The 17,869-nt window shown below is 61.2% G+C and carries 15 protein-coding genes, 1 tRNA gene and 1 riboswitch; of the genes, 7 read left to right on the plus strand and 9 right to left on the minus strand.

The annotated features are described in order from the left end of the window. Positions 1-57 precede the first annotated feature (57 nt). From HKD21_RS03505 to HKD21_RS14460, 5 genes are all read left to right on the plus strand, one after another. Complete coding sequence (locus tag HKD21_RS03505; RefSeq protein ID WP_194254225.1) at positions 58-1,443, plus strand: replication-associated recombination protein A; 1,386 nt, start codon at positions 58-60, stop codon at positions 1,441-1,443. Then, positions 1,440-2,450: an RluA family pseudouridine synthase gene (locus HKD21_RS03510; RefSeq protein ID WP_194254226.1), complete on the plus strand. Its 1,011-nt coding sequence runs from the start codon at positions 1,440-1,442 to the stop codon at positions 2,448-2,450. Before HKD21_RS03505 ends, HKD21_RS03510 begins: the two co-directional genes overlap by 4 nt. After that, positions 2,447-4,942: an AsmA family protein gene (locus HKD21_RS03515; protein ID WP_194254227.1), complete on the plus strand. Its 2,496-nt coding sequence runs from the start codon at positions 2,447-2,449 to the stop codon at positions 4,940-4,942. Before HKD21_RS03510 ends, HKD21_RS03515 begins: the two co-directional genes overlap by 4 nt. Next, positions 4,939-5,634: an ATP12 family protein gene (locus HKD21_RS03520; RefSeq protein ID WP_194254228.1), complete on the plus strand. Its 696-nt coding sequence runs from the start codon at positions 4,939-4,941 to the stop codon at positions 5,632-5,634. The genes HKD21_RS03515 and HKD21_RS03520 overlap by 4 nt, the downstream gene beginning before the upstream one ends. A gap of 154 nt (positions 5,635-5,788) precedes the next feature. After that, positions 5,789-5,920, plus strand: a complete 132-nt coding sequence (locus HKD21_RS14460) for a hypothetical protein (protein ID WP_255314061.1) — start codon at positions 5,789-5,791, stop codon at positions 5,918-5,920. Between the two features lie 83 nt (positions 5,921-6,003). On the opposite strand, the gene HKD21_RS03525 is transcribed toward HKD21_RS14460, so the two are convergent. From HKD21_RS03525 to metZ, 4 genes are all read right to left on the minus strand, one after another. Beyond that, positions 6,004-6,438 carry a lysozyme inhibitor LprI family protein gene (locus HKD21_RS03525; RefSeq protein WP_194254229.1) on the minus strand — a complete coding sequence of 145 codons (435 nt, stop codon included), beginning with the start codon at positions 6,436-6,438 and terminating at the stop codon, positions 6,004-6,006. A gap of 39 nt (positions 6,439-6,477) precedes the next feature. Then, complete coding sequence (locus tag HKD21_RS03530; protein ID WP_194254466.1) at positions 6,478-7,644, minus strand: bifunctional 2-C-methyl-D-erythritol 4-phosphate cytidylyltransferase/2-C-methyl-D-erythritol 2,4-cyclodiphosphate synthase; 1,167 nt, start codon at positions 7,642-7,644, stop codon at positions 6,478-6,480. Between the two features lie 96 nt (positions 7,645-7,740). Next, positions 7,741-8,214, minus strand: a complete 474-nt coding sequence (gene apaG, locus HKD21_RS03535; RefSeq protein ID WP_194254230.1) for a Co2+/Mg2+ efflux protein ApaG — start codon at positions 8,212-8,214, stop codon at positions 7,741-7,743. 41 nt (positions 8,215-8,255) lie between these two features. Continuing rightward, positions 8,256-9,449 carry an O-succinylhomoserine sulfhydrylase gene (gene metZ, locus HKD21_RS03540; protein WP_194254231.1) on the minus strand — a complete coding sequence of 398 codons (1,194 nt, stop codon included), beginning with the start codon at positions 9,447-9,449 and terminating at the stop codon, positions 8,256-8,258. A gap of 74 nt (positions 9,450-9,523) precedes the next feature. Then, a riboswitch (SAM riboswitch) is annotated at positions 9,524-9,603 on the minus strand. Positions 9,604-9,722: 119 nt separating this feature from the next. Here metZ and HKD21_RS03545 point away from each other — a divergent pair. Continuing rightward, positions 9,723-9,796, plus strand: a tRNA-Gly gene (locus HKD21_RS03545). A 22-nt stretch (positions 9,797-9,818) separates the two neighbouring features. On the opposite strand, the gene HKD21_RS03550 is transcribed toward HKD21_RS03545, so the two are convergent. From HKD21_RS03550 to HKD21_RS03570, 5 genes are all read right to left on the minus strand, one after another. Next, on the minus strand, positions 9,819-10,358 hold the full coding sequence (locus HKD21_RS03550) for a hypothetical protein (RefSeq protein ID WP_228120892.1): 540 nt from the start codon (positions 10,356-10,358) through the stop codon (positions 9,819-9,821). A gap of 52 nt (positions 10,359-10,410) precedes the next feature. Next, the gene (locus HKD21_RS03555) at positions 10,411-11,160 is read right to left on the minus strand and encodes a 2OG-Fe dioxygenase family protein (protein ID WP_194254232.1); all 750 of its coding nucleotides are present in this window, start codon (positions 11,158-11,160) and stop codon (positions 10,411-10,413) included. A gap of 80 nt (positions 11,161-11,240) precedes the next feature. After that, the gene (locus tag HKD21_RS03560) at positions 11,241-12,470 is read right to left on the minus strand and encodes an NAD(P)/FAD-dependent oxidoreductase (RefSeq protein WP_194254233.1); all 1,230 of its coding nucleotides are present in this window, start codon (positions 12,468-12,470) and stop codon (positions 11,241-11,243) included. Between the two features lie 132 nt (positions 12,471-12,602). Then, positions 12,603-13,838: a bifunctional glutamate N-acetyltransferase/amino-acid acetyltransferase ArgJ gene (argJ, locus tag HKD21_RS03565; RefSeq protein WP_194254234.1), complete on the minus strand. Its 1,236-nt coding sequence runs from the start codon at positions 13,836-13,838 to the stop codon at positions 12,603-12,605. Positions 13,839-13,842: 4 nt separating this feature from the next. Further along, positions 13,843-14,775: a peptidylprolyl isomerase gene (locus tag HKD21_RS03570; RefSeq protein ID WP_194254235.1), complete on the minus strand. Its 933-nt coding sequence runs from the start codon at positions 14,773-14,775 to the stop codon at positions 13,843-13,845. A gap of 313 nt (positions 14,776-15,088) precedes the next feature. Here HKD21_RS03570 and secA point away from each other — a divergent pair, with 313 nt between their 5' ends. After that, the gene (gene secA, locus HKD21_RS03575) at positions 15,089-17,854 is read left to right on the plus strand and encodes a preprotein translocase subunit SecA (protein ID WP_194254468.1); all 2,766 of its coding nucleotides are present in this window, start codon (positions 15,089-15,091) and stop codon (positions 17,852-17,854) included. Positions 17,855-17,869 lie beyond the last annotated feature (15 nt).

Genomic DNA, 17,869 nt, shown 5'->3' on the forward strand with positions numbered 1-17,869 from the left:
ATCTCTGATCGAGAAATTGAAGAACATTTCGGGGAGCGCGGGACGCCAGTGACGGATATGACAGATCTTTTCGGCGGTGCTCCCGGGGCGAAGCGTCCGTCCGGATATGCGCCGCAATCTGCACGGCAGGAACGTTCGGTCGAAGCGCCGCAGGTACAGCGTCGGCTGCCCTCGCGCACCCAACCTCTGGCGGACCGTCTGCGTCCAAAGCGGCTGGAGGATGTGCGGGGGCAGGATCATCTGCTCGGCCCTGAGGGCACACTGACGCGAATGCTGGCGCGGGGCACGCTGTCCAGTCTGATCCTGTGGGGCGGTCCGGGCTGCGGCAAGACGACGATTGCGCGCCTGCTCGCAGGACGGGCCGGGCTGTTTTATTCCCAAATTTCGGCAGTCTTTTCTGGCGTGGCGGATCTGCGCCGGGCGTTTGAGGAAGCGGATCAGAAACAGGCGGCGACGGGCAAGGGCACGCTGCTGTTCGTGGACGAAATCCATCGCTTCAACCGCGCCCAGCAGGATGGGTTTCTGCCGTATGTCGAACGCGGAACGGTGGTTCTGGTCGGGGCGACCACGGAGAACCCGTCCTTTGCGCTGAATGCGGCACTACTGTCTCGGTGTCAGGTTCTCGTGCTGAACCGGCTGGATGATGCGAGCCTTGAGAGCCTGCTTGTGCATGCCGAAGAGGAAGTCGGTCGTCCGCTACCGCTGGACCCGGAAGCGCGGGCTAGTCTGAGGGCGATGGCGGATGGGGACGGGCGGTATCTGCTGAACATGGTCGAGCAGCTTGTGGCGCTTGATCCGTCGCAGGTGCTGACGCCGCGTGATCTGGCGGCAATTCTGTCGCGCCGGGCCATCCTGTATGATCGGGACCGGGAAGAGCACTACAATCTCATTTCCGCGCTGCACAAATCGCTGCGCGGCAGTGATCCGGATGCGGCGTTGTACTGGTTCGCGCGGATGCTGGAGGGCGGGGAAGATCCGCGTTACATCGCCCGCCGTCTGACGCGGTTTGCGGCGGAGGACGTGGGGCAGGCCGATCCGTCCGCGTTACCGATGGCTGTGGCGGGGTGGCAGACCTATGAACGGCTGGGTTCGCCGGAAGGCGAGCTGGCGCTGGCGCAGGTCGTGGTGCATCTGGCGACCGCCCCGAAATCCAATGCGGTCTATGCAGCCTATAAGGCAGCCCGTGCTCTGGCGCGCGATACCGGCAGTCTGATGCCACCGTCACATATCCTGAACGCTCCGACGACCCTGATGAAGGACATCGGATACGGCAAAGGCTATGAATACGACCACGACAGTGAGGGCGGATTTTCGGGCCAGAATTACTTTCCGGAAGGGATGCCCAGAGCGTCTCTTTACCATCCCACGGACCGCGGACATGAGGGGCGGATCAGAAAACTTCTGGACATGCGGGCCGCCAAGAGGGCATCCCGCGAACCATGACAGTTACCAACCGCATCGTGACCGAGGATGAGGCCGATATTCGCCTCGACCGCTGGTTCAGACGTCACTACCCCAATCTGACGCAGGGCGCGCTTCAGAAACTGTGCCGCAAGGGACAGATCCGCGTGGAGGGAGGGCGTGTTCAGACTAATACGCGCCTGATCCCCGGACAGACCGTCCGCATCCCGCCGCTGCCGGATGTGGACAAGCCCGCGCCCCTGCCGCCGCCAGATCCGATGCTGGAGCGCGAGATCCGCAAGATGGTGATTTACGAGGACGAGCATCTGCTGGTTCTCGACAAGCCATCAGGCCTTGCGACGCAGGGCGGCCCGGGTATTCTCAAGCATGTGGACATGATGCTTGACGGTCTGCGGCCTGAGGGTGGCGATCGGCCGCGTCTGGTGCATCGGATCGACCGTGATACGTCCGGCATTCTGCTGATCGCGCGGACGCCGGGTGTGGCGGCGAAACTCGCAGCCGCGTTCCGTGGGCGCGATGTGGAGAAAACATACTGGGCTGTGGTTGTCGGGCGGCCTTCGCCGGAATCCGGCATCATCGACCAGCCTCTGGCCAAGATCGGTGCGGGTGGGGCGGCGCTGGTGATTGCAGCGTCACGCGATGAGGAAGACGCGGCTTCAGCCAAGACGGATTATGCGACGCTTGATGCCGCCGGAAAGAAGCTGAGCTGGCTGAAGCTGTCTCCGCTGACGGGACGGACGCATCAGTTGCGCGTGCATACCGAATCTATCGGCACGCCGATCCTTGGCGATCCGCGCTATGGTGGGAAGGCCGCGCATCCGGAAGGGTTCATCGATCGGCTGCATCTTCATGCGCGTCAGCTTGATATTCCCCACCCCGCCGGTGGGCGTTTGATCGTGACGGCCCCTCTGCCGCCGCATATGCGCGAGACCTTCCGTACGCTGGGCTTCGTGCCGGGTGAGACGCCTGCGCCCAAGCGCGTTCGTGGCGGAAGTAGCAGCGCAAAGGGCCGGGGGCCTGCGAAATGAAGAAGCTTACCGGCGGTCTGATTGCCGTCATCGTTGCTTTTGTCGGTGTGAGTGTGGCCACGCATGTCCTGATCGATCAGGACGCGCTCCGCGAGCGTGTGGCTGTGGCGCTTCGGCACCAGACAGGGCTCTCGATGCAGGTCCGTCATTCGTCGGTGCAGCTTCTGCCCTGGCCAGCCTTCGAGGCGTCCGACGTCGTGCTGACGCGTGATGGGCAGACGCCGGTTCTCAAGGCTCATACAATCCATGCCGGAATTGCCGTTTTTGCCCTGCTGCATCGCGAGGTCCGGTTTCAGGACGTCGTGATCGAAAAGGCGACAGTCAATCTTGTGCGCGGTTTGGACGGACAGGCCAACTGGTCTCTGAAGCCGGACCGCGAGGATGAGGATGCCTCCCTGCCGGTGAAGACACGGAGCGGCCAGCGGATCCATGCGCACTGGGATCTGTCGCTTGATGGGTTGCATGTCACGCAGACCGCTGTGTTCTGGAATGATCGCCTGACGCGCACGAGTGGATCGTTTGGGCTGGATTCGCTGGACCTGGCGGGGCTGCGCAGTCCCAGCCCGTGGATCAGCCTTCAGGGACATCATGCCGGGACTCCCTTCACTCTTAAGGGGCATGTCGGCAACCTGTCACAGATCCAAGGCACTCAACCCTGGGCATTCAGTATCGGTACGACGCTGGGTGAGGGCGACAGGCGCGACTGGTTGAATCTGGACGGGCGGATCGGCAATCCGTCCCGGATGGAAAACGTGCTGCTGACGGTCCAGGGCGAGTGGCCCAATCTTCAGGACGCGCATCGTCTGTTCCCTCACGCCAATCTGCCGGATGTTCCGGCTTTGGGTGGAGAGGTCGCGCTTCAGGGCAGTCCGGAGCCGTTGAGCGGTCTGGATGGAAGTGCGCTACTGCATCGTCTGGTCGACACGATGACGCCAACGCGCCTTCACCTGCATGCCGGTTCTGTCGTGCTCAGGCAGGGGGCGATTCAGAATCTGCATCTTGATTCCGCTGGACCGGATGCGGCGCTGACGGTTACGGCGGATACGCAGTGGCGCGATACGGCGTGGCATGTGGAAGCTGGAGCCGGGACGATGCAGCAGGCGGTTGCCGCATGGCGAAACGGCCTGCACACGGCGGTGCCGCTGACGGCGGAACTGCGCAGCCAGACTATGCTCCTCTCTGGTGCGCCGGCCCTCAATGCGCAGGACAAGGCCCGTGTCGCCGTTTCAGGAACGATCGGTGCGGAGAAAGGGCATCTGACGGCGGACGGGAGCGGGAAGACGCTTCATCTGCCGGGTGCGCTTCTGCATGATGTGAGCCTGCATGGTACGCTCGAGACGCATGACCGCGAGATTTTTTTGCTCGACGGGCTGGCTGTCGGAAGTCAGGAGCTGGCTCTGGATGGGGCGCTCAAGGTGGTTCTGGGACAGGATGTGCCGCCGGTCGTGAGCGGAAATATTCATGCCGCGAAAATGGATCTGGACGTGCTCAAGGGGCTCTGGCTTGAGCCCGCGCCTCCGGTAGTGGCTGTTCCGGCTGCACCCCCCGTTATGTCACAGAGTGGTAAGAGTGTTCCGGCGCAGGAGGAGCATCCTGTCGCAGTGCCGCGTGCTCCGGACCTGACGCCTTCTTGGGTCAAACGACTGCGGGCGCAGGATGTGAATCTGCACCTAACAGCGGATCACGTCGTGTTTGCAGGACGGGACTATACCGATCTGGCGACGCGAGTGACGCTGTCAGGCGGTCATCTGCGTCTGGACCCGATTTCCGGGCAGGCGCAGGGTCTGGCGCTTTCGGGAATGGCGGAACTGGATGCCAGTGTGCTGCCTGTATCGGGGAACGTGACGTTCCAGCCGCTTATTCTGCCAGCCGGTCTGCTGGAGACGCGTCTTGGAATGCCGCTTCTGCTTCAGGGGCCTGTGCAGGTCGTGGGGCATCTCTCGGCCAAGGGTAACAGCGCTGACGAACTGAGGCAGTCACTGGAGGGCCATCTGGGCCTGTCGATGGTGGATGGTCAGGTGCAGAGTGCGTTGCTCGGACAGATGGCGGGGTCTGCGGCCAGTGTGGTCCTCGGAAAAGGCGATCGCTCGCTGCGGTGTCTGGGGCTGCATATGACCATTGCAAACGATATGGCGCATATCGACACGCTGGGGCTTCAGTCAGGGCGTTTCTCCGTCTCCGGAAGTGGCACGGTCGGTCTTGGAGCGCAGGTTCTGGATCTGCGCCTTCTGCCGGTTGTGGATTTTGAAGGTGCGGGTGCCTCTACGCCGGTTGTGCTGACCGGAACGCTGGCAGCCCCGCATGTCGCGCAGGATCGGGACGCGGGCGGGAATTTTCATGTCACGATCGGCGGAGACGGGAATGCCGCTGATCCGTGCACGGCGCCTCTCGCGGCGGCGCGTGAAGGACAGTCCGGTTCGACGCCTGAGGCGATCAAGCCTCATCATTCAAAGGCCGGGGATATCCTTCGGGCTCTGGGAGTTCTGCATTGAGTGGGCACAAGCGTTTCTGGAAAGCTGTTTCAGTAGTATCTGAGGGCGGCCTGTTCGAGCCGCGTCTGGATGGACGACCGATCCGTCTGCCACAGGGCCGGGTTCTGGCCGTCCGGTCGTCTGCTCTGGCTGACGCTATTGCAGGGGAGTGGGGAGGGATTGCGGAAAATGCCTCCTTCACGCCGGATGCTCTGCCCCTGACCCGGATTGCGGGGACGATGATCGAGAGGATCGCACCTGATCCGCAGGCGGCTCGGGACATGCTGCTCGGACTCGGGGTGGATGATGGGCTTTGTTATTGTGAAGACGGGATCAGGCCGGTTGCAGCGCAGGTTTTCGCCTGGCTTTCGGGTTACGGGATTCACCCGAATGTAACGGATGGTCTCATGCCGGTGGTGCAGCCGGAAGGATATCTGGACGCTCTGGCGCAGCTACTGGCCGTGCGGGATGATCTGGAGCTTGCGGTTCTGGGCGTTCTGGCGCAGGCGACGGGCAGCCTGCTTTTGTCGCTTGCCGTCGTGGGCGGGGCCGTCAGCCTTGTGGATGCGGTTCTCTGGGCCAATAATGATGAAAAATCCCAGCTTGCGACATGGGGACAGGATGATGAACTCGTCCGCACCATGGAAAATCGCGAGAAGGATATTCTCGATTCGGGACTGTTCCTGACATTGGGGCGCAAGGTTTCGATCTGAGAAGAAAATGCCCTGAATGGGGCATGATCTTGCCATATTCGGGGATCATTGAAGGCCCTGCCATGTGACAGAACGAGATGATTGGTGACTCGCCCCGACCGGGGATCGGGCGCTATCCCCGGATCTGTCGAACACTGTCAGAGTCGAGGAAGTTATGTCTGTATCCGTTCGTAGGCCCCTGCTGCGTCACATGGGTACCCGTGTTGTGAAGACCTGCTCCATCGGAGCCTGGCTCTTTCTGGCTGCGACACCGCTGATTGTTGTGGTCTGCGCCATTCACGGCTGATTTTCTGGTAATTCAGTCAATAAAGAAGCCCGGTCTCTCATGACAGAGGCCGGACTTTTTATATGGCAGCATGGGACGCCTGTTCAGCGCCCGCGCCTCAGAAGTGGTTCGGGAAGAACCGGTGGCGTGCTGTCTGGAAATGTTAGCCAGTTATACCAGATTTCGTAGGTTCTGTTTTCGGTCAGTCGCGTTGCGCAGCCCACTGCCATGAGGCCCCTGATCGTTCCATCGGACCATGTGCTGTAAATAGCGTTGCATTCTTCTTTCCGAAATTTTTTCCATTCGGTCTGCGCCTGTCGGAAATGGGCCAGTGTCTGAACAGGTGCAGTGCCGGTCTGCATTTTATGGATGGCAGCCTGCGTATATCGCTCGAGTTCCGCTTCTGCCTTTGAAAGATGCAAGCTTTCGCAGGCTTCGTTATCCCGAGTGCTGCTTCCGTCGCAGGGGGAGGCCGCCAGAGCCGGGCGAAGCAGTAGCGCCGCTGTGAAGCAGCAGGCGAAGAGATAGCGAAATTTCATCGATGGTTTCCAGCATCCGTGAGTGAGCGGGACGAACTGTCAGGCTTCCCCGTTATCCGGGACCATGATGCTGACGGTCGCGGTGGCTGCGATGCCTTCTTCGCGGCCCGTAAAGCCCAGGCGTTCCGATGTCGTGGCCTTGACCGAGATGCGGCTGACGCTGACCTTCAGCAGATCGGCTAGACGGTTGCGCATGGCTTCGGCGTGCGGGCCGATCTTGGGGCGTTCGCAGATCAGCGTGACGTCTGCGTTCACGAGGAAGCCGCCGCGCTCGCGGATGCGCTCGCCGGCGTGGATCAGGAAGCGGGCCGAGTCCATGTCCTTCCATTCATTGTCCGAAGGCGGGAAGTGGCGGCCGATATCGCCTTCGGCCAGTGCGCCGTAAATGGCGTCGCACAGCGTGTGGATGCCCACATCGGCGTCGGAATGTCCGGCGAGGCCCTTGGTATGGGGCACGTCGATGCCGCACAGGATCAGCTTGCGGCCTTCCTCGAAGGCATGGACGTCATAGCCCAGTCCGACGCGAGGCAGCAGGTTCCGGTCAATCACACCTTCAAGACGCATCAGGTCCTCCGCAACAGTCAGTTTGATATTGTCTTCCGACCCTTGAACGATCGCCACCGGATGGCCAGCCTGTTCGAGCAGGGCGGCATCGTCGGTGCGGGCATCGCGCAGGGTGCGGTGAAGTTCGAGCAGGGTGCCGAAGCGGAAACCCTGCGGGGTCTGGGCGCGCCACAACCCGTCACGCGGGACGGTATCGACGATGATGCCGTCGGCGGCCTTCTTGATCGTGTCGATGACGGCGACGGCCGGGATCACCCCCTCATGGGTTCTCAGGGCCTCGATGACGTTCTGCACCACCTCTGCCGGGACGCAGGGGCGGGCACCGTCATGGACCAGCACCAGATCGGGCGGTTCGGGCAGGGCTGCGAGGGCTTCAAGACCGTTGCGCACGCTGTCATGGCGTTCCGCGCCGCCACAGACGGGCGGCAAAACGTCCAGCCCTTTCAGGCTGTCGGCCAGCAGAGGATCGTCCCCGACCGGCAGCAGCACGTCCACATGCGGCAGGAGGGCTTCGGCGGCTCTGCGGATGACGGGTTTGCCCCGCAGCATCCGGAACTGCTTGGAAGAATTGTCCCCGTTCTGTGAGGACGCATCGAAGCGCCGGCCACGACCGGCAGCGAGAAGAAGGGCAGCGATACGCATGGGGGAGGAATGGGCCGGGACGGCAGAGACGTCAAGGTCGTGCTTCTGCCCGCGCTGTTCTCCGCATTGTTCCCTAAGGCTCCCCGGCACGGCCTGTCAGTGGATCAGTGTGCTGTCGTGGGGGCTGTCGAGACTGAACACTGGAATGCTGACGTCAAAGCGATGGCCCGAACGTGGCTCCAGCATATGGTAGGTGCCGTGCATGAAGCCCGAGGGCGTGGTCAGCATGGCGCCAGACGTATAGTCGAACTGTTCCTGCGGGCCGATCACCGGCTGTTCGCCCACGACGCCATCACCATGAACATGTTCCTTGCGGCCTAATCCATCCACGATTTCCCAGGAGCGGGACAGAAGCTGGAAGGTGTCCTTCCGCTCGTTCTCGATGCTGATGTGATAGGCCCACGCATATTGGTGGTCTTCGGGGTGGGACTGGTCGTCCAGCCAGAAGGTCCGGACCGTGACCGTCACGTCGTCCGTGGTTTTGCTGAAGCAGGGCGCAGTTTCCATGGCTTCAGCGAGCGCTGTTTCGGGATCGGCATGGAGAAGGGGATGGGATGACTTGTCAGGCATAAGACCATTGTAAAGCCATCCCGGCTTTTTGTCAGGAAAACTTATGCAAGGGCCGCAACTGCTGCGGCACCACGCTTGAGATCGTCGATCAGGTCTGCCGCATCTTCCAGACCGACGGAGAGACGGATGGCCCCGTCCGTGATGCCAAGACGTGCGCGTTCGTCTTCGCTGACGCGCATATGGGTCGTCGTGGCGGGATGCGTTGCCAGGCTTCGGGCGTCGCCGAGATTGTTGGAAATCGCGATGACCTTGAAGGCGTTCATGAAGGCGAATGCGCCTTCACGGCCCTTGTCCACCACGAACGCCACCATGGAGCCGCCATTGCTCATCTGGGCTTTGGCGAGGTCATGCTGCGGATGGTCGGCGCGACCCGGATAGCGGACCTGAACGACACCCGGCAGTTCGGCCAGCGCATCGGCCACGGCAGCGGCATTGCGGGCCATGGCATCCGTGCGGAGCTGGAGCGTTTCCAGACCCTTGAGCAGAACCCAGGCGTTGAATGGCGACAGAGCATTGCCGGTATTGCGGGTATAGGGCTGAAGCGTCTCGTTGATCCATGCGCTGGAACCGAGTACCGCGCCACCGAGCACGCGGCCCTGTCCATCGATATGTTTCGTACAGGAATAGACGATCACATCGGCGCCCAGCTTGAGCGGGGATTGTCCGAGCGGTGTTGCAAACACGTTGTCCACGATCAGCAGACCGCCAGCCTTGTGCGTCAATTCGGCCACGCGCGCGATGTCGAGGACGTCGAGCATCGGGTTGGACGGGCTTTCGATCAGAACCGCAGCCGTCGGCTTGGACAGGGCGCGCTCCCAGGCGTCGTAGTCCGTGCCGTCCACCAGTTCGGTCTCGATGCCGTAGCGGGGCAGGAGATTGGTCACGATCCAGTAGCAGGAGCCGAAAATGGCGCGGGAGGCCACGACGCGGTCGCCAGCCTTCACATGCGACAGGATGGCGGAGGAGACGGCGCCCATGCCAGTTGCGGTGGCAACGCAGGCTTCAGCGCCCTCAAGGAGTGCGAGGCGCTCCTGAAGCGTATCAACGGTCGGGTTGCCGAAGCGGGAATACTGGAAGTGCTGGACGTCGCCTGTGAAGGTCGCGGCGGCCTGTTCGGCGCTGTCATAGACGAAGCCAGATGTCAGGAAGAGCGCTTCCGACGTCTCGCCGAATTCGGTGCGGTTAGGGGCTTCGTGCAGGAGGCGCGTGGCGGTGCGCCAGTTTTCTGAAGACATGATGTGTCCCTCCATAAGACGCCCTCGTAGAGGAAGGGCGCATGTGGCGGGCCGTGGAAGTCCTGGGAATCGTTCGATAACGACGCAGGGCCTCTTTAGCGCAATTCTTTAACCTCGCCGCAAGCCGGCCGCTCAAATCACGAGGGTCAGTCACGCCAAGGGCGTTTGTGACACCCGGACTATGGGCTGTATTTCGGTTTTGCGTCAACACCCTGCAGTTCGGACGGGGTGGATTGCGAAAGACGGGTGAAGCAGTTATGGTCCGTGCCGAGTGCGGGCGTAGTTCAATGGTAGAACGGCAGCTTCCCAAGCTGCACACGGGGGTTCGATTCCCCTCGCCCGCTCCAGAATTTCCAGAAAAATCAGCGGTTATTTTGGCATCGGCGGTGCGCTGAGCGTGTCCTGATATTCCTTGCCGTTCCAGACCCAGCGGTCATTCGGGCTGACCAGAAGGTCGTGCATACCCTTATGGCGTGTGGGCAGGACGGAGATATCGCCGTTCACCGAGTCCAGAACCGTGTTCCAGGTGTCATTGTGCTTCAGGTAGACCGAGGTCGTGCAGCCTGCGGAGCCGCAGAGACGGGCGGACTGAAGCTGGACGAACAGGGCTTCGTCATTCTTGCCGGACGAGAGCGATGCGGAGCCGACGAGCACGACTGGCTGATCGTGATGTTTGGCCGCGTCCTGAAGATCGTCTTCGTTCAGTTTACGGGCGTCTTCATCCAGCTTCGTGCCCGGATGCGCTGTCAGGATGACGGGCGCTGCATCCGCATTGGCGGGCTGCGCGGCGTGGCGCGTGTGGTGGTGTGTTCTGCCCGTCGCAGCGTCCGCACAGGACAGAACTGCGGGAAGCATGAAGGACAGGGCCAGAACCGCTGCACGACTGGAAGGAATCTGCTGGATGGACATAAGACCTGTCATAACACGGAATTGAAAACGGGCATCTGTGAAGGTTTTGATGTCATTCATGGCGCAGCGTAACCACCAACACGTCCCGATAGGCCGGTTGCGACGGATCTACGGGCTGCACCGCTGTAACACCGTGATAGACGCGGTGATCGTCTACGATTGCGGCATCGAGCGGGTTGATGAGGGTGAAAGACCCCAAAGGCTCTTTGCGCATATCGTGGATCGTAGTGACGCCCTGTTCCACGTTGTGACGGGCGACCATGAGGACCAGAACCCAGTCCACACCATCGCGATGCAGGCCTTCGGGCGTGGGGCGTCCTTCATTGCCGGGGCGGGCCTCGATGCGGAACTGATGTACTTCCACATGCCATGACGGGGGCTTTTCCGTCGGCGGGGTCAGGGCATCCGCGATTGTGCTGATGGTGCGTATGGCGGCTGTCATGGCGGGGTGGGATGCAGTCGAATCCACCACGGCCGGAAACCAGCGCTCAACACCACCATTGAGCAGGTTGTAGTCCCGGCTCTGGTAATGGGGCTGATGTTTCTTGCGTGTGATGGTCTCGCCCGAAACGGCGAAAGTCGCATAACGGCGGCGGCGGTAACGGCCACCATCCGCCATGTAGCGATCAAGACCCAGATGATTCCAGCTCTCTGCGAAGCCCTGCCAGTCAGTCAGACCTTCATGATCGAGCAGCGGGCGTGTGGTCTGGGCCTGAAGGAAGGCGAACCCTTTTTCCAGCAGGGTGTCTTCGATGTCGGTCAGAAGCCTGTCAAAGGGCGGGGAGAGATCGGTAGGGCTCATGAATCCTCGGAACAGGGGACGCAGGGTCTGGGGACACTACGTTCCACATTCCCCCTTTGACGGAATTCTGAAAAGGGTTTTCAGCCCCCCAGATCAGGTTTGACCGGAGAAAGATGCTCGCGCAGCGTGCTGCAGGCCGTCGGGGTGATGCCCAGAATGCCCGCAAGATGCTGACGGTACAGTCCTTCATGGAGCAGACGTGCAGCCAGACCCGAGAGCAGACCGCCACCGAAGCTGCGCTTGGCGTCCAGCATGCCCCAGCCGTTATAGTCCCCAAGGGCCACGACGGCGCCACGATCGTTATAAGCGAACGGGGCAGGCGTCTTACCAGCGATAATGTCCGGCAGGGCGCGACCAATATACTGGCCCTGCTGCCGTGCAGCCTGTGCCGTGGGTGCAATTGGTGCGGCGTCAATGCGGGAGCAGTCGCCGATTGCGAAGACGGTCGGGTCCTGCGTGGTCTGAAGTGTCGTGGTGACGCCCAGCTGGCCTGAGCGTCCGCGTTCGAGACCTTCCAGGAGGCTCGTGGCATCAGAGGCACGGACGCCAGCGGCCCAGACGCGGAGGCTGGCGGGAATATGCTCACCGGTTTTGAGGCTGAAACCCGTTTCGTCCGCACCAACGACCATGGCTTCGGTGCGGACGGCAATGCCGAGATTTTCGAGCTGGCGTGCAGCTGCCGAGGAGACGGCTTCGGGGAAGGCCGGAAGAATGCGAGGCCCGGTTTCGATCAGCACAGCGTTCAGCAGGGATTTGCGAACGGCAGGGCCGAGACCGCGGGCATCGTCAATGGATTTGCACAGTTCAGCAATGAGCTGAACGCCCGTCGCACCGCCGCCCACAATGCCGACGGAGAGCTTTTCGCCAGCCGTCCGGGCTTTCTGAACCGCTTCGCGGAAGGTGGCGAACAGAGCATCAGCGTCGTTCAGGCTGTCGATGAACATGCAGTGATCGACGATACCGGGGATGCCGAAATCATTCGCACGCGAACCGAGGGCCACCACCAGATAGTCGTAGGGCAACGTGGCACCCGTATCGAGCGAGACAGTTTTGTTGTCACGGTTGACCGTCGTGGGACTGCCCTGAACGAAGGTGAAGCCGAATTTGGCTGCCGTTTCGGTGAAGGGGATGCAGTTGCCCTGATGCTGCATGGTGCCCGCAGCGAATTCGTGAAGGGCAGGCTTCCAGTAATGGACGGGGCTGCGATCAACAAGTGTCAGGGAAATATTCTGGTGACGGCCCAGAGCCGCAGCGGCTTCAAGCCCACCGACGCCACCGCCAAGAACAAGCACGCGAGCTGCAGCAGACATGGACATTTTCCTTATATCAGGTGCGGAACGGCACCCGGTTTTGCGAGCGCCTGAAGTATATCAACAACAGATTTTGCTATCGACAGAGGCGGGACCGCACAAGCCCCGCTCTCGCTGACGTGTTGGGAGCGTCTAGCTGCGGTAGGAGCCGTTGATGTCGATGTAGCCATGCGTCAGATCGCAAGTCCAGACGCGGGCTTCGCCGTCACCGAGGCCGAGATCGACAACGATTTCGATTTCCTGACCCTTCATGTGGGCTACCACGGGGGCTTCGTCGTAATTTTCGACAACGCCACCCTCTTTAGCGATCCACGTCCCGCCGATAGCGACGGAAAGCCGGTCGCGGTCCGCAGGTTCGCCGCTTTTTCCAACGGCCATGACCACACGGCCCCAGTTGGCGTCTTCGCCCGCGATGGCGGTTTTCACGAGGGGAGAATTGGCGATGCAGAGCGCGATCCGATGGGCGGAAAGATTGCTTTCAGCGCCCGTGACGCCGATGCGGACGAGCTTCGTCGCTCCTTCGCCGTCGCGGACCACCATGAGCGCGAGTTCCAGCAGGAGGTCGTTCAGCGCAAGGGTAAATTCGGCGAGAGCGGGGTCGTTGATATCGTCGATTTCGGGATTGTCAGCCAGTCCGGTGGCGAACAGCATCAGCATGTCCGACGTGGACGTGTCCGAATCGACGGTGATGGCGTTGAAACTCTGGGAACAGCCAGAGGCCAGCAGGGACTGAAGAATGTTTTGCGGCAGTTTTGCGTCGGTTGCGACATAGGCCAGCATCGTGGCCATGTCGGGGGCGACCATGCCCGATCCCTTGGCAATGCCCTGAATACGGACAGGCGTTCCAGCAATTTTCACATCGCGGCGTGCGGCCTTCGGGAAGGTATCCGTCGTCATGATGGCGCGGGCAGCGTCCGCCCAGCCATTTTCGTTCAGACCGGCCTTCGCGGCGGGCAGGGCGCCAATAATACGGTCCTGAGGCAGTTTTTCGCCGATGACGCCTGTGGAGGCGAGAAAGACGTCCTGCGGAGGGCAATCGAGAAGCTGTGCGGTGGCGTCAGCGCAGTCGGAGCAAGCCTGCATTCCGGCGCGACCAGTAAAGACGTTCGCGTTGCCTGCATTGACGAGCAGGGCGCGGGCATAGGGTGTTGTCAGCGCAGTACGGCACCAGAGGACCGGAGCGCCGGGACAGGCGTTTTTGGTATAGACGCCTGCCGCAATCGTGCCAGGGACGAATTCCGCCAGCATCAGGTCCGTACGGCCCTGATAGCGGATGCCCGCGGCAACGGCGGAAAGCCGCACGCCCGCAATCGTTGCAAGGTCCGGGAGTGGACGAGCGAGCGGAGAGACGGGGAGCGGCTTTGCCATGGTCTTACTTCTTTGCAGGTGCAGCAGCCGGAGCCGCGTCCGGGATAACCTTGCCCTGTGAGTCGTAGTGAACGACCTTCACTTGGGATTCGGCGTTCTGTACGATGTCACGCACCTTGTCCCGGATCAGTTCCTGCCGGACCTGGTCATGCACCTGGTCGAAGGTCGGAATCGGGGCCGTGCGGGTCGCGAGAACCTGAATCACGTGCCAGCCGTACTGGGTGTGAACAGGCGTCTGGGTGATCGTGTTCGGCTTCATGGCGAAGGCGGCGGCGGAGAAGGCCGGCAGCATGTCAGCCTTCTTGAACCAGCCGAGATCACCGCCATTTGCACCAGCCGAGCCCTTGTCCTTGGAGAGCTGTGCGGCGAGCTTGCCGAAATCAGCACCCTTGTTGAGCTGGGCGATGATGTCCTTGGCCTGCGCTTCGCTGTCCACGAGGATGTGGCGGGCGTGGATCTCTTCTTCCGGCTTCTTGTTCGCGTAATGCGTCTGGTAGAAGTCGTGCAGCGTGGAATCGGTGACCAGCGGGCCGACCTTTTCTTCCAGATAGGCGTTCTGCAGGGCGTTCGTGGCAGCCGCGTCCATGGCAGCCTTCACGTCCGGCTTGCGGCTCAGGCCTTCCTTTTCGGCAGCAATCTGAACGGCCTTCTGGTCAACGAGCTGGTTGACGATCAGCGGAATTAGAACGGACGGCTGGATCTGCCGGGCCTGCGGGGGGAGGTTGCCAGCAGCGCGCTGCACGTCACCGAGCGTGATCTTCGAACCGTTGACGGTGGCGATCAGCATGTCCGGGTTGGCTGCGGGGGCTGCGGCAGGAGCCGTTGTAGCCGGGGTCGCTGCGGGAGCCGCGGCAGGAGCGGCGAAGGCCGTCGATGCTGCGACTGATGTGCCGGCCAGAAGAGCGGCAAGAGCAAAATTGGAGCGGGAAAGCCGCATGTGGGGACTACCTCGGATGTAACCTGAAAAAAGGATGGTCTGCACCATGACAAAGGCTGGTCCGCCCTGCAAGGGTGCGCTCTGTTACCATTCCTTCACGAGGGTACTGCATAAGCTGTGTTCTATGCGCTGGATGTGACAGTGCAATGACAATGAGGACATTTCATCGGGCTTCTCGGGGGCCTCTCCATTGACCCTGCGCGGCCCCGGTCCTATTTCCAGCATACGTGAAAATCCTGACGGCACGGTGTGCGGTTCTTTTCGATTATGGAAAGAACTGGCGTTCCGGGCCTTCGGCATCTCAAGGTTCAGCATGTTCGCACGCCTCGCCCGCGCCCTTTTCGGTTCTGCCAACGATCGCACGCTCAAGGCGTATCAGCGCCGTGTGCCCGAGATCAATGCACTGGAGCCTGCGGTCCAGGCCCTCTCTGACGAGCAGCTTCGCCATAAGACGATCGAGTTCAGGGAGCGACTTGAGAAGGGCGAAACCCTTGATGGTCTGCTTGCGGAAGCTTTTGCAGTCTGCCGTGAGGCGTCTCTGCGGGTTCTGGGGAAGCGTCATTTCGATGTGCAGCTCATTGGCGGCATGGTTCTGCATGGCGGCCGGATCGCGGAAATGCGGACCGGCGAGGGCAAGACTCTTGTTGCAACGCTTGCGGTCTATCTGAACGCGCTGAGCGGCAAGGGTGTGCATGTCGTCACGGTGAACGACTATCTTGCGCGACGTGATGCCGAGGAAATGTCTGTTCTTTACAGCTTCCTCGGGCTGACGACGGGTGTGATCATACCGAACCTGTCCGACGGTGAGCGTCGCGAGGCCTACGCTGCGGACATTACCTACGGGACGAATAACGAGTTCGGCTTCGACTACCTGCGCGATAACATGAAATATTCGCTCGGCGATATGGTGCAGCGTCCGTTCAACCACGCGATCGTGGACGAAGTGGACAGCATCCTGATCGACGAAGCACGCACCCCGCTTATCATTTCCGGTCCTGCGGATGACAGCTCCGACCTGTATCGCTCCGTCGATGATGTGGTCGTGAAGCTCGTTCAGGAGCCAGACGTTTACGACAAGGACGAAAAGCTGCGCTCGGTCACGTTGACCGAGGAAGGATCGCATCGCGTTGAGGAGCTTCTGGCACAGGCCGGAGTGCTTCAGGAAGGGGGGCTTTACGACATTCACAACGTGGCCGTCGTCCATCACGTGCAGCAGTCTCTGCGAGCGCACACGCTGTTTACGCGGGACGTGGATTACATCGTGCGTGAAGGCAAGGTTGTCATCATCGACGAGTTCACCGGTCGTATGATGGACGGACGCCGCTATTCGGACGGTCTGCATCAGGCGCTGGAAGCCAAGGAGCATGTGGAGATCCAGCAGGAGAACCAGACGCTCGCTTCCATCACCTTCCAGAACTATTTCCGCCTTTACCCGAAGCTGTCCGGCATGACCGGAACGGCCATGACCGAGGCTGACGAATTTGCGGAAATCTATCACCTTGATGTGGTGGAAATCCCGACGAACCTGCCGGTTCAGCGGGTCGACACGGATGATGAGGTCTATCTGACGGGGGCGGAGAAATTCAATGCCGTGGCGGATCTGATCCGCGATATCCACAAGACCGGCCAGCCCATTCTCGTGGGAACGACCTCCATCGAGAAGAGCGAATATCTCTCCCATATCCTCACGCAGCGCGGCATTCCGCATAACGTGCTCAATGCCCGGCAGCATGAAAAGGAAGCCATCATCGTCGCGCAGGCGGGTGCGCCGGGTGCGATCACGATTGCAACCAATATGGCCGGCCGCGGAACCGACATCAAACTCGGCGGCAATATCGAGATGCTGGTGAAGGCCAGTATCGAGAACGTCGAAGACGAGGCGCAACGTGAGGCTGTTGAGCAGGACATCCGTGCGAGCGTCGAGGAGCATCACGAGGAGGTTCACAAGGCGGGTGGTCTGTATGTGATCGGCACGGAACGCCATGAAAGCCGCCGTGTGGACAACCAGCTCCGCGGTCGTTCGGGTCGTCAGGGCGATCCGGGCAATTCGCGCTTTTTCCTGTCGCTTGAAGACGATCTGATCCGCATTTTTGCAAGCGATCGCATGGGCGCGATGATGCAGAAAATGGGTCTCAAGGAAGGCGAGGCGATCGTTCATCCATGGCTGAACAAGGCCTTGGAAAAAGCGCAGAAGCGGGTTGAAGCGCGCAATTTCGACATGCGCAAGAACACGCTCAAATATGACGATGTCATGAATGACCAGCGCAAAGAGGTTTATGCCCAGCGCCGCGAATACATGGCGACAGACGACCTGTCGGGTGTGATTGCGGAGCTGCGCGAGCATACGATCGAAGATCTGGTGCATGCTCATATCCCTGAAAAATCCTTCGCTGAAGCGTGGGATACGGAGGGGCTGACTCGCGAGGTTTCCCGTGTTCTGAACCTGGATCTGCCGATCGCGGACTGGGCGAAGGAAGACGGTATGGATTCTGAAAGCGTGATTGAGCGCATTCAGGCCGAAGCCGCGAAGGCACAGGCAGCGCGGACGGCCAATATGGGCCCCGAACTGATGCGTCTGATTGAAAAGCAGGTCGTGCTGACGACGTTCGATGCGGTCTGGAAAGAGCATTTGCATGGGCTGGACCAGCTCCGTCAGGGCATCGGTCTGCGGGCTTACGGTCAGCGCGATCCGCTGAACGAGTACAAGCAAGAAGCCTTCCAGATGTTCACGGCGATGCTCGACGACATGCGGGTCCGCGTGACGGAGACGATGTGCCGCATTCAGGCCGTCTCCGAGCCGCCGCCGTTCCCGGTCATCAACACCGAGGCGTCTGGCCCATCCGAAGAGCCGGCCGGGCTGTTCGCGCAGGGTACGACGGGGTCGGAAATTCCGGCGCCGGGCCCGGTGGCGTCTTTCTCGCCTGCAATGCCGTTCATGCCGCGTTCGCAGGCCGTTTCCGCAGGGGAAGAGCCTGATGCCGAGACGCTTCAGCGCTGGAATGCCGAAACGCCACGCAATGCCTTGTGCCCGTGTGGATCGGGTCTGAAGTTCAAACATTGTCATGGCAGGCTCGTCTGAGCCTCTGACACGCAG

The organism is Gluconobacter cerevisiae (assembly GCF_015244675.1).
GTDB lineage: Bacteria > Pseudomonadota > Alphaproteobacteria > Acetobacterales > Acetobacteraceae > Gluconobacter > Gluconobacter cerevisiae.

Coding starts and splice junctions, on each gene's coding strand:
- HKD21_RS03505 (WP_194254225.1), top strand. CDS start 58: ATGACAGATCTTTTCGGCGGTGCTCCCGGGGCGAAGCGTCCGTCCGGA.
- HKD21_RS03510 (WP_194254226.1), top strand. CDS start 1,440: ATGACAGTTACCAACCGCATCGTGACCGAGGATGAGGCCGATATTCGC.
- HKD21_RS03515 (WP_194254227.1), top strand. CDS start 2,447: ATGAAGAAGCTTACCGGCGGTCTGATTGCCGTCATCGTTGCTTTTGTC.
- HKD21_RS14460 (WP_255314061.1), top strand. CDS start 5,789: ATGTCTGTATCCGTTCGTAGGCCCCTGCTGCGTCACATGGGTACCCGT.
- HKD21_RS03525 (WP_194254229.1), bottom strand. CDS start 6,438: ATGAAATTTCGCTATCTCTTCGCCTGCTGCTTCACAGCGGCGCTACTG.
- HKD21_RS03530 (WP_194254466.1), bottom strand. CDS start 7,644: ATGCGTATCGCTGCCCTTCTTCTCGCTGCCGGTCGTGGCCGGCGCTTC.
- apaG (WP_194254230.1), bottom strand. CDS start 8,214: ATGCCTGACAAGTCATCCCATCCCCTTCTCCATGCCGATCCCGAAACA.
- metZ (WP_194254231.1), bottom strand. CDS start 9,449: ATGTCTTCAGAAAACTGGCGCACCGCCACGCGCCTCCTGCACGAAGCC.
- HKD21_RS03550 (WP_228120892.1), bottom strand. CDS start 10,358: ATGTCCATCCAGCAGATTCCTTCCAGTCGTGCAGCGGTTCTGGCCCTG.
- HKD21_RS03555 (WP_194254232.1), bottom strand. CDS start 11,160: ATGAGCCCTACCGATCTCTCCCCGCCCTTTGACAGGCTTCTGACCGAC.
- HKD21_RS03560 (WP_194254233.1), bottom strand. CDS start 12,470: ATGTCTGCTGCAGCTCGCGTGCTTGTTCTTGGCGGTGGCGTCGGTGGG.
- argJ (WP_194254234.1), bottom strand. CDS start 13,838: ATGGCAAAGCCGCTCCCCGTCTCTCCGCTCGCTCGTCCACTCCCGGAC.
- HKD21_RS03570 (WP_194254235.1), bottom strand. CDS start 14,775: ATGCGGCTTTCCCGCTCCAATTTTGCTCTTGCCGCTCTTCTGGCCGGC.
- secA (WP_194254468.1), top strand. CDS start 15,089: ATGTTCGCACGCCTCGCCCGCGCCCTTTTCGGTTCTGCCAACGATCGC.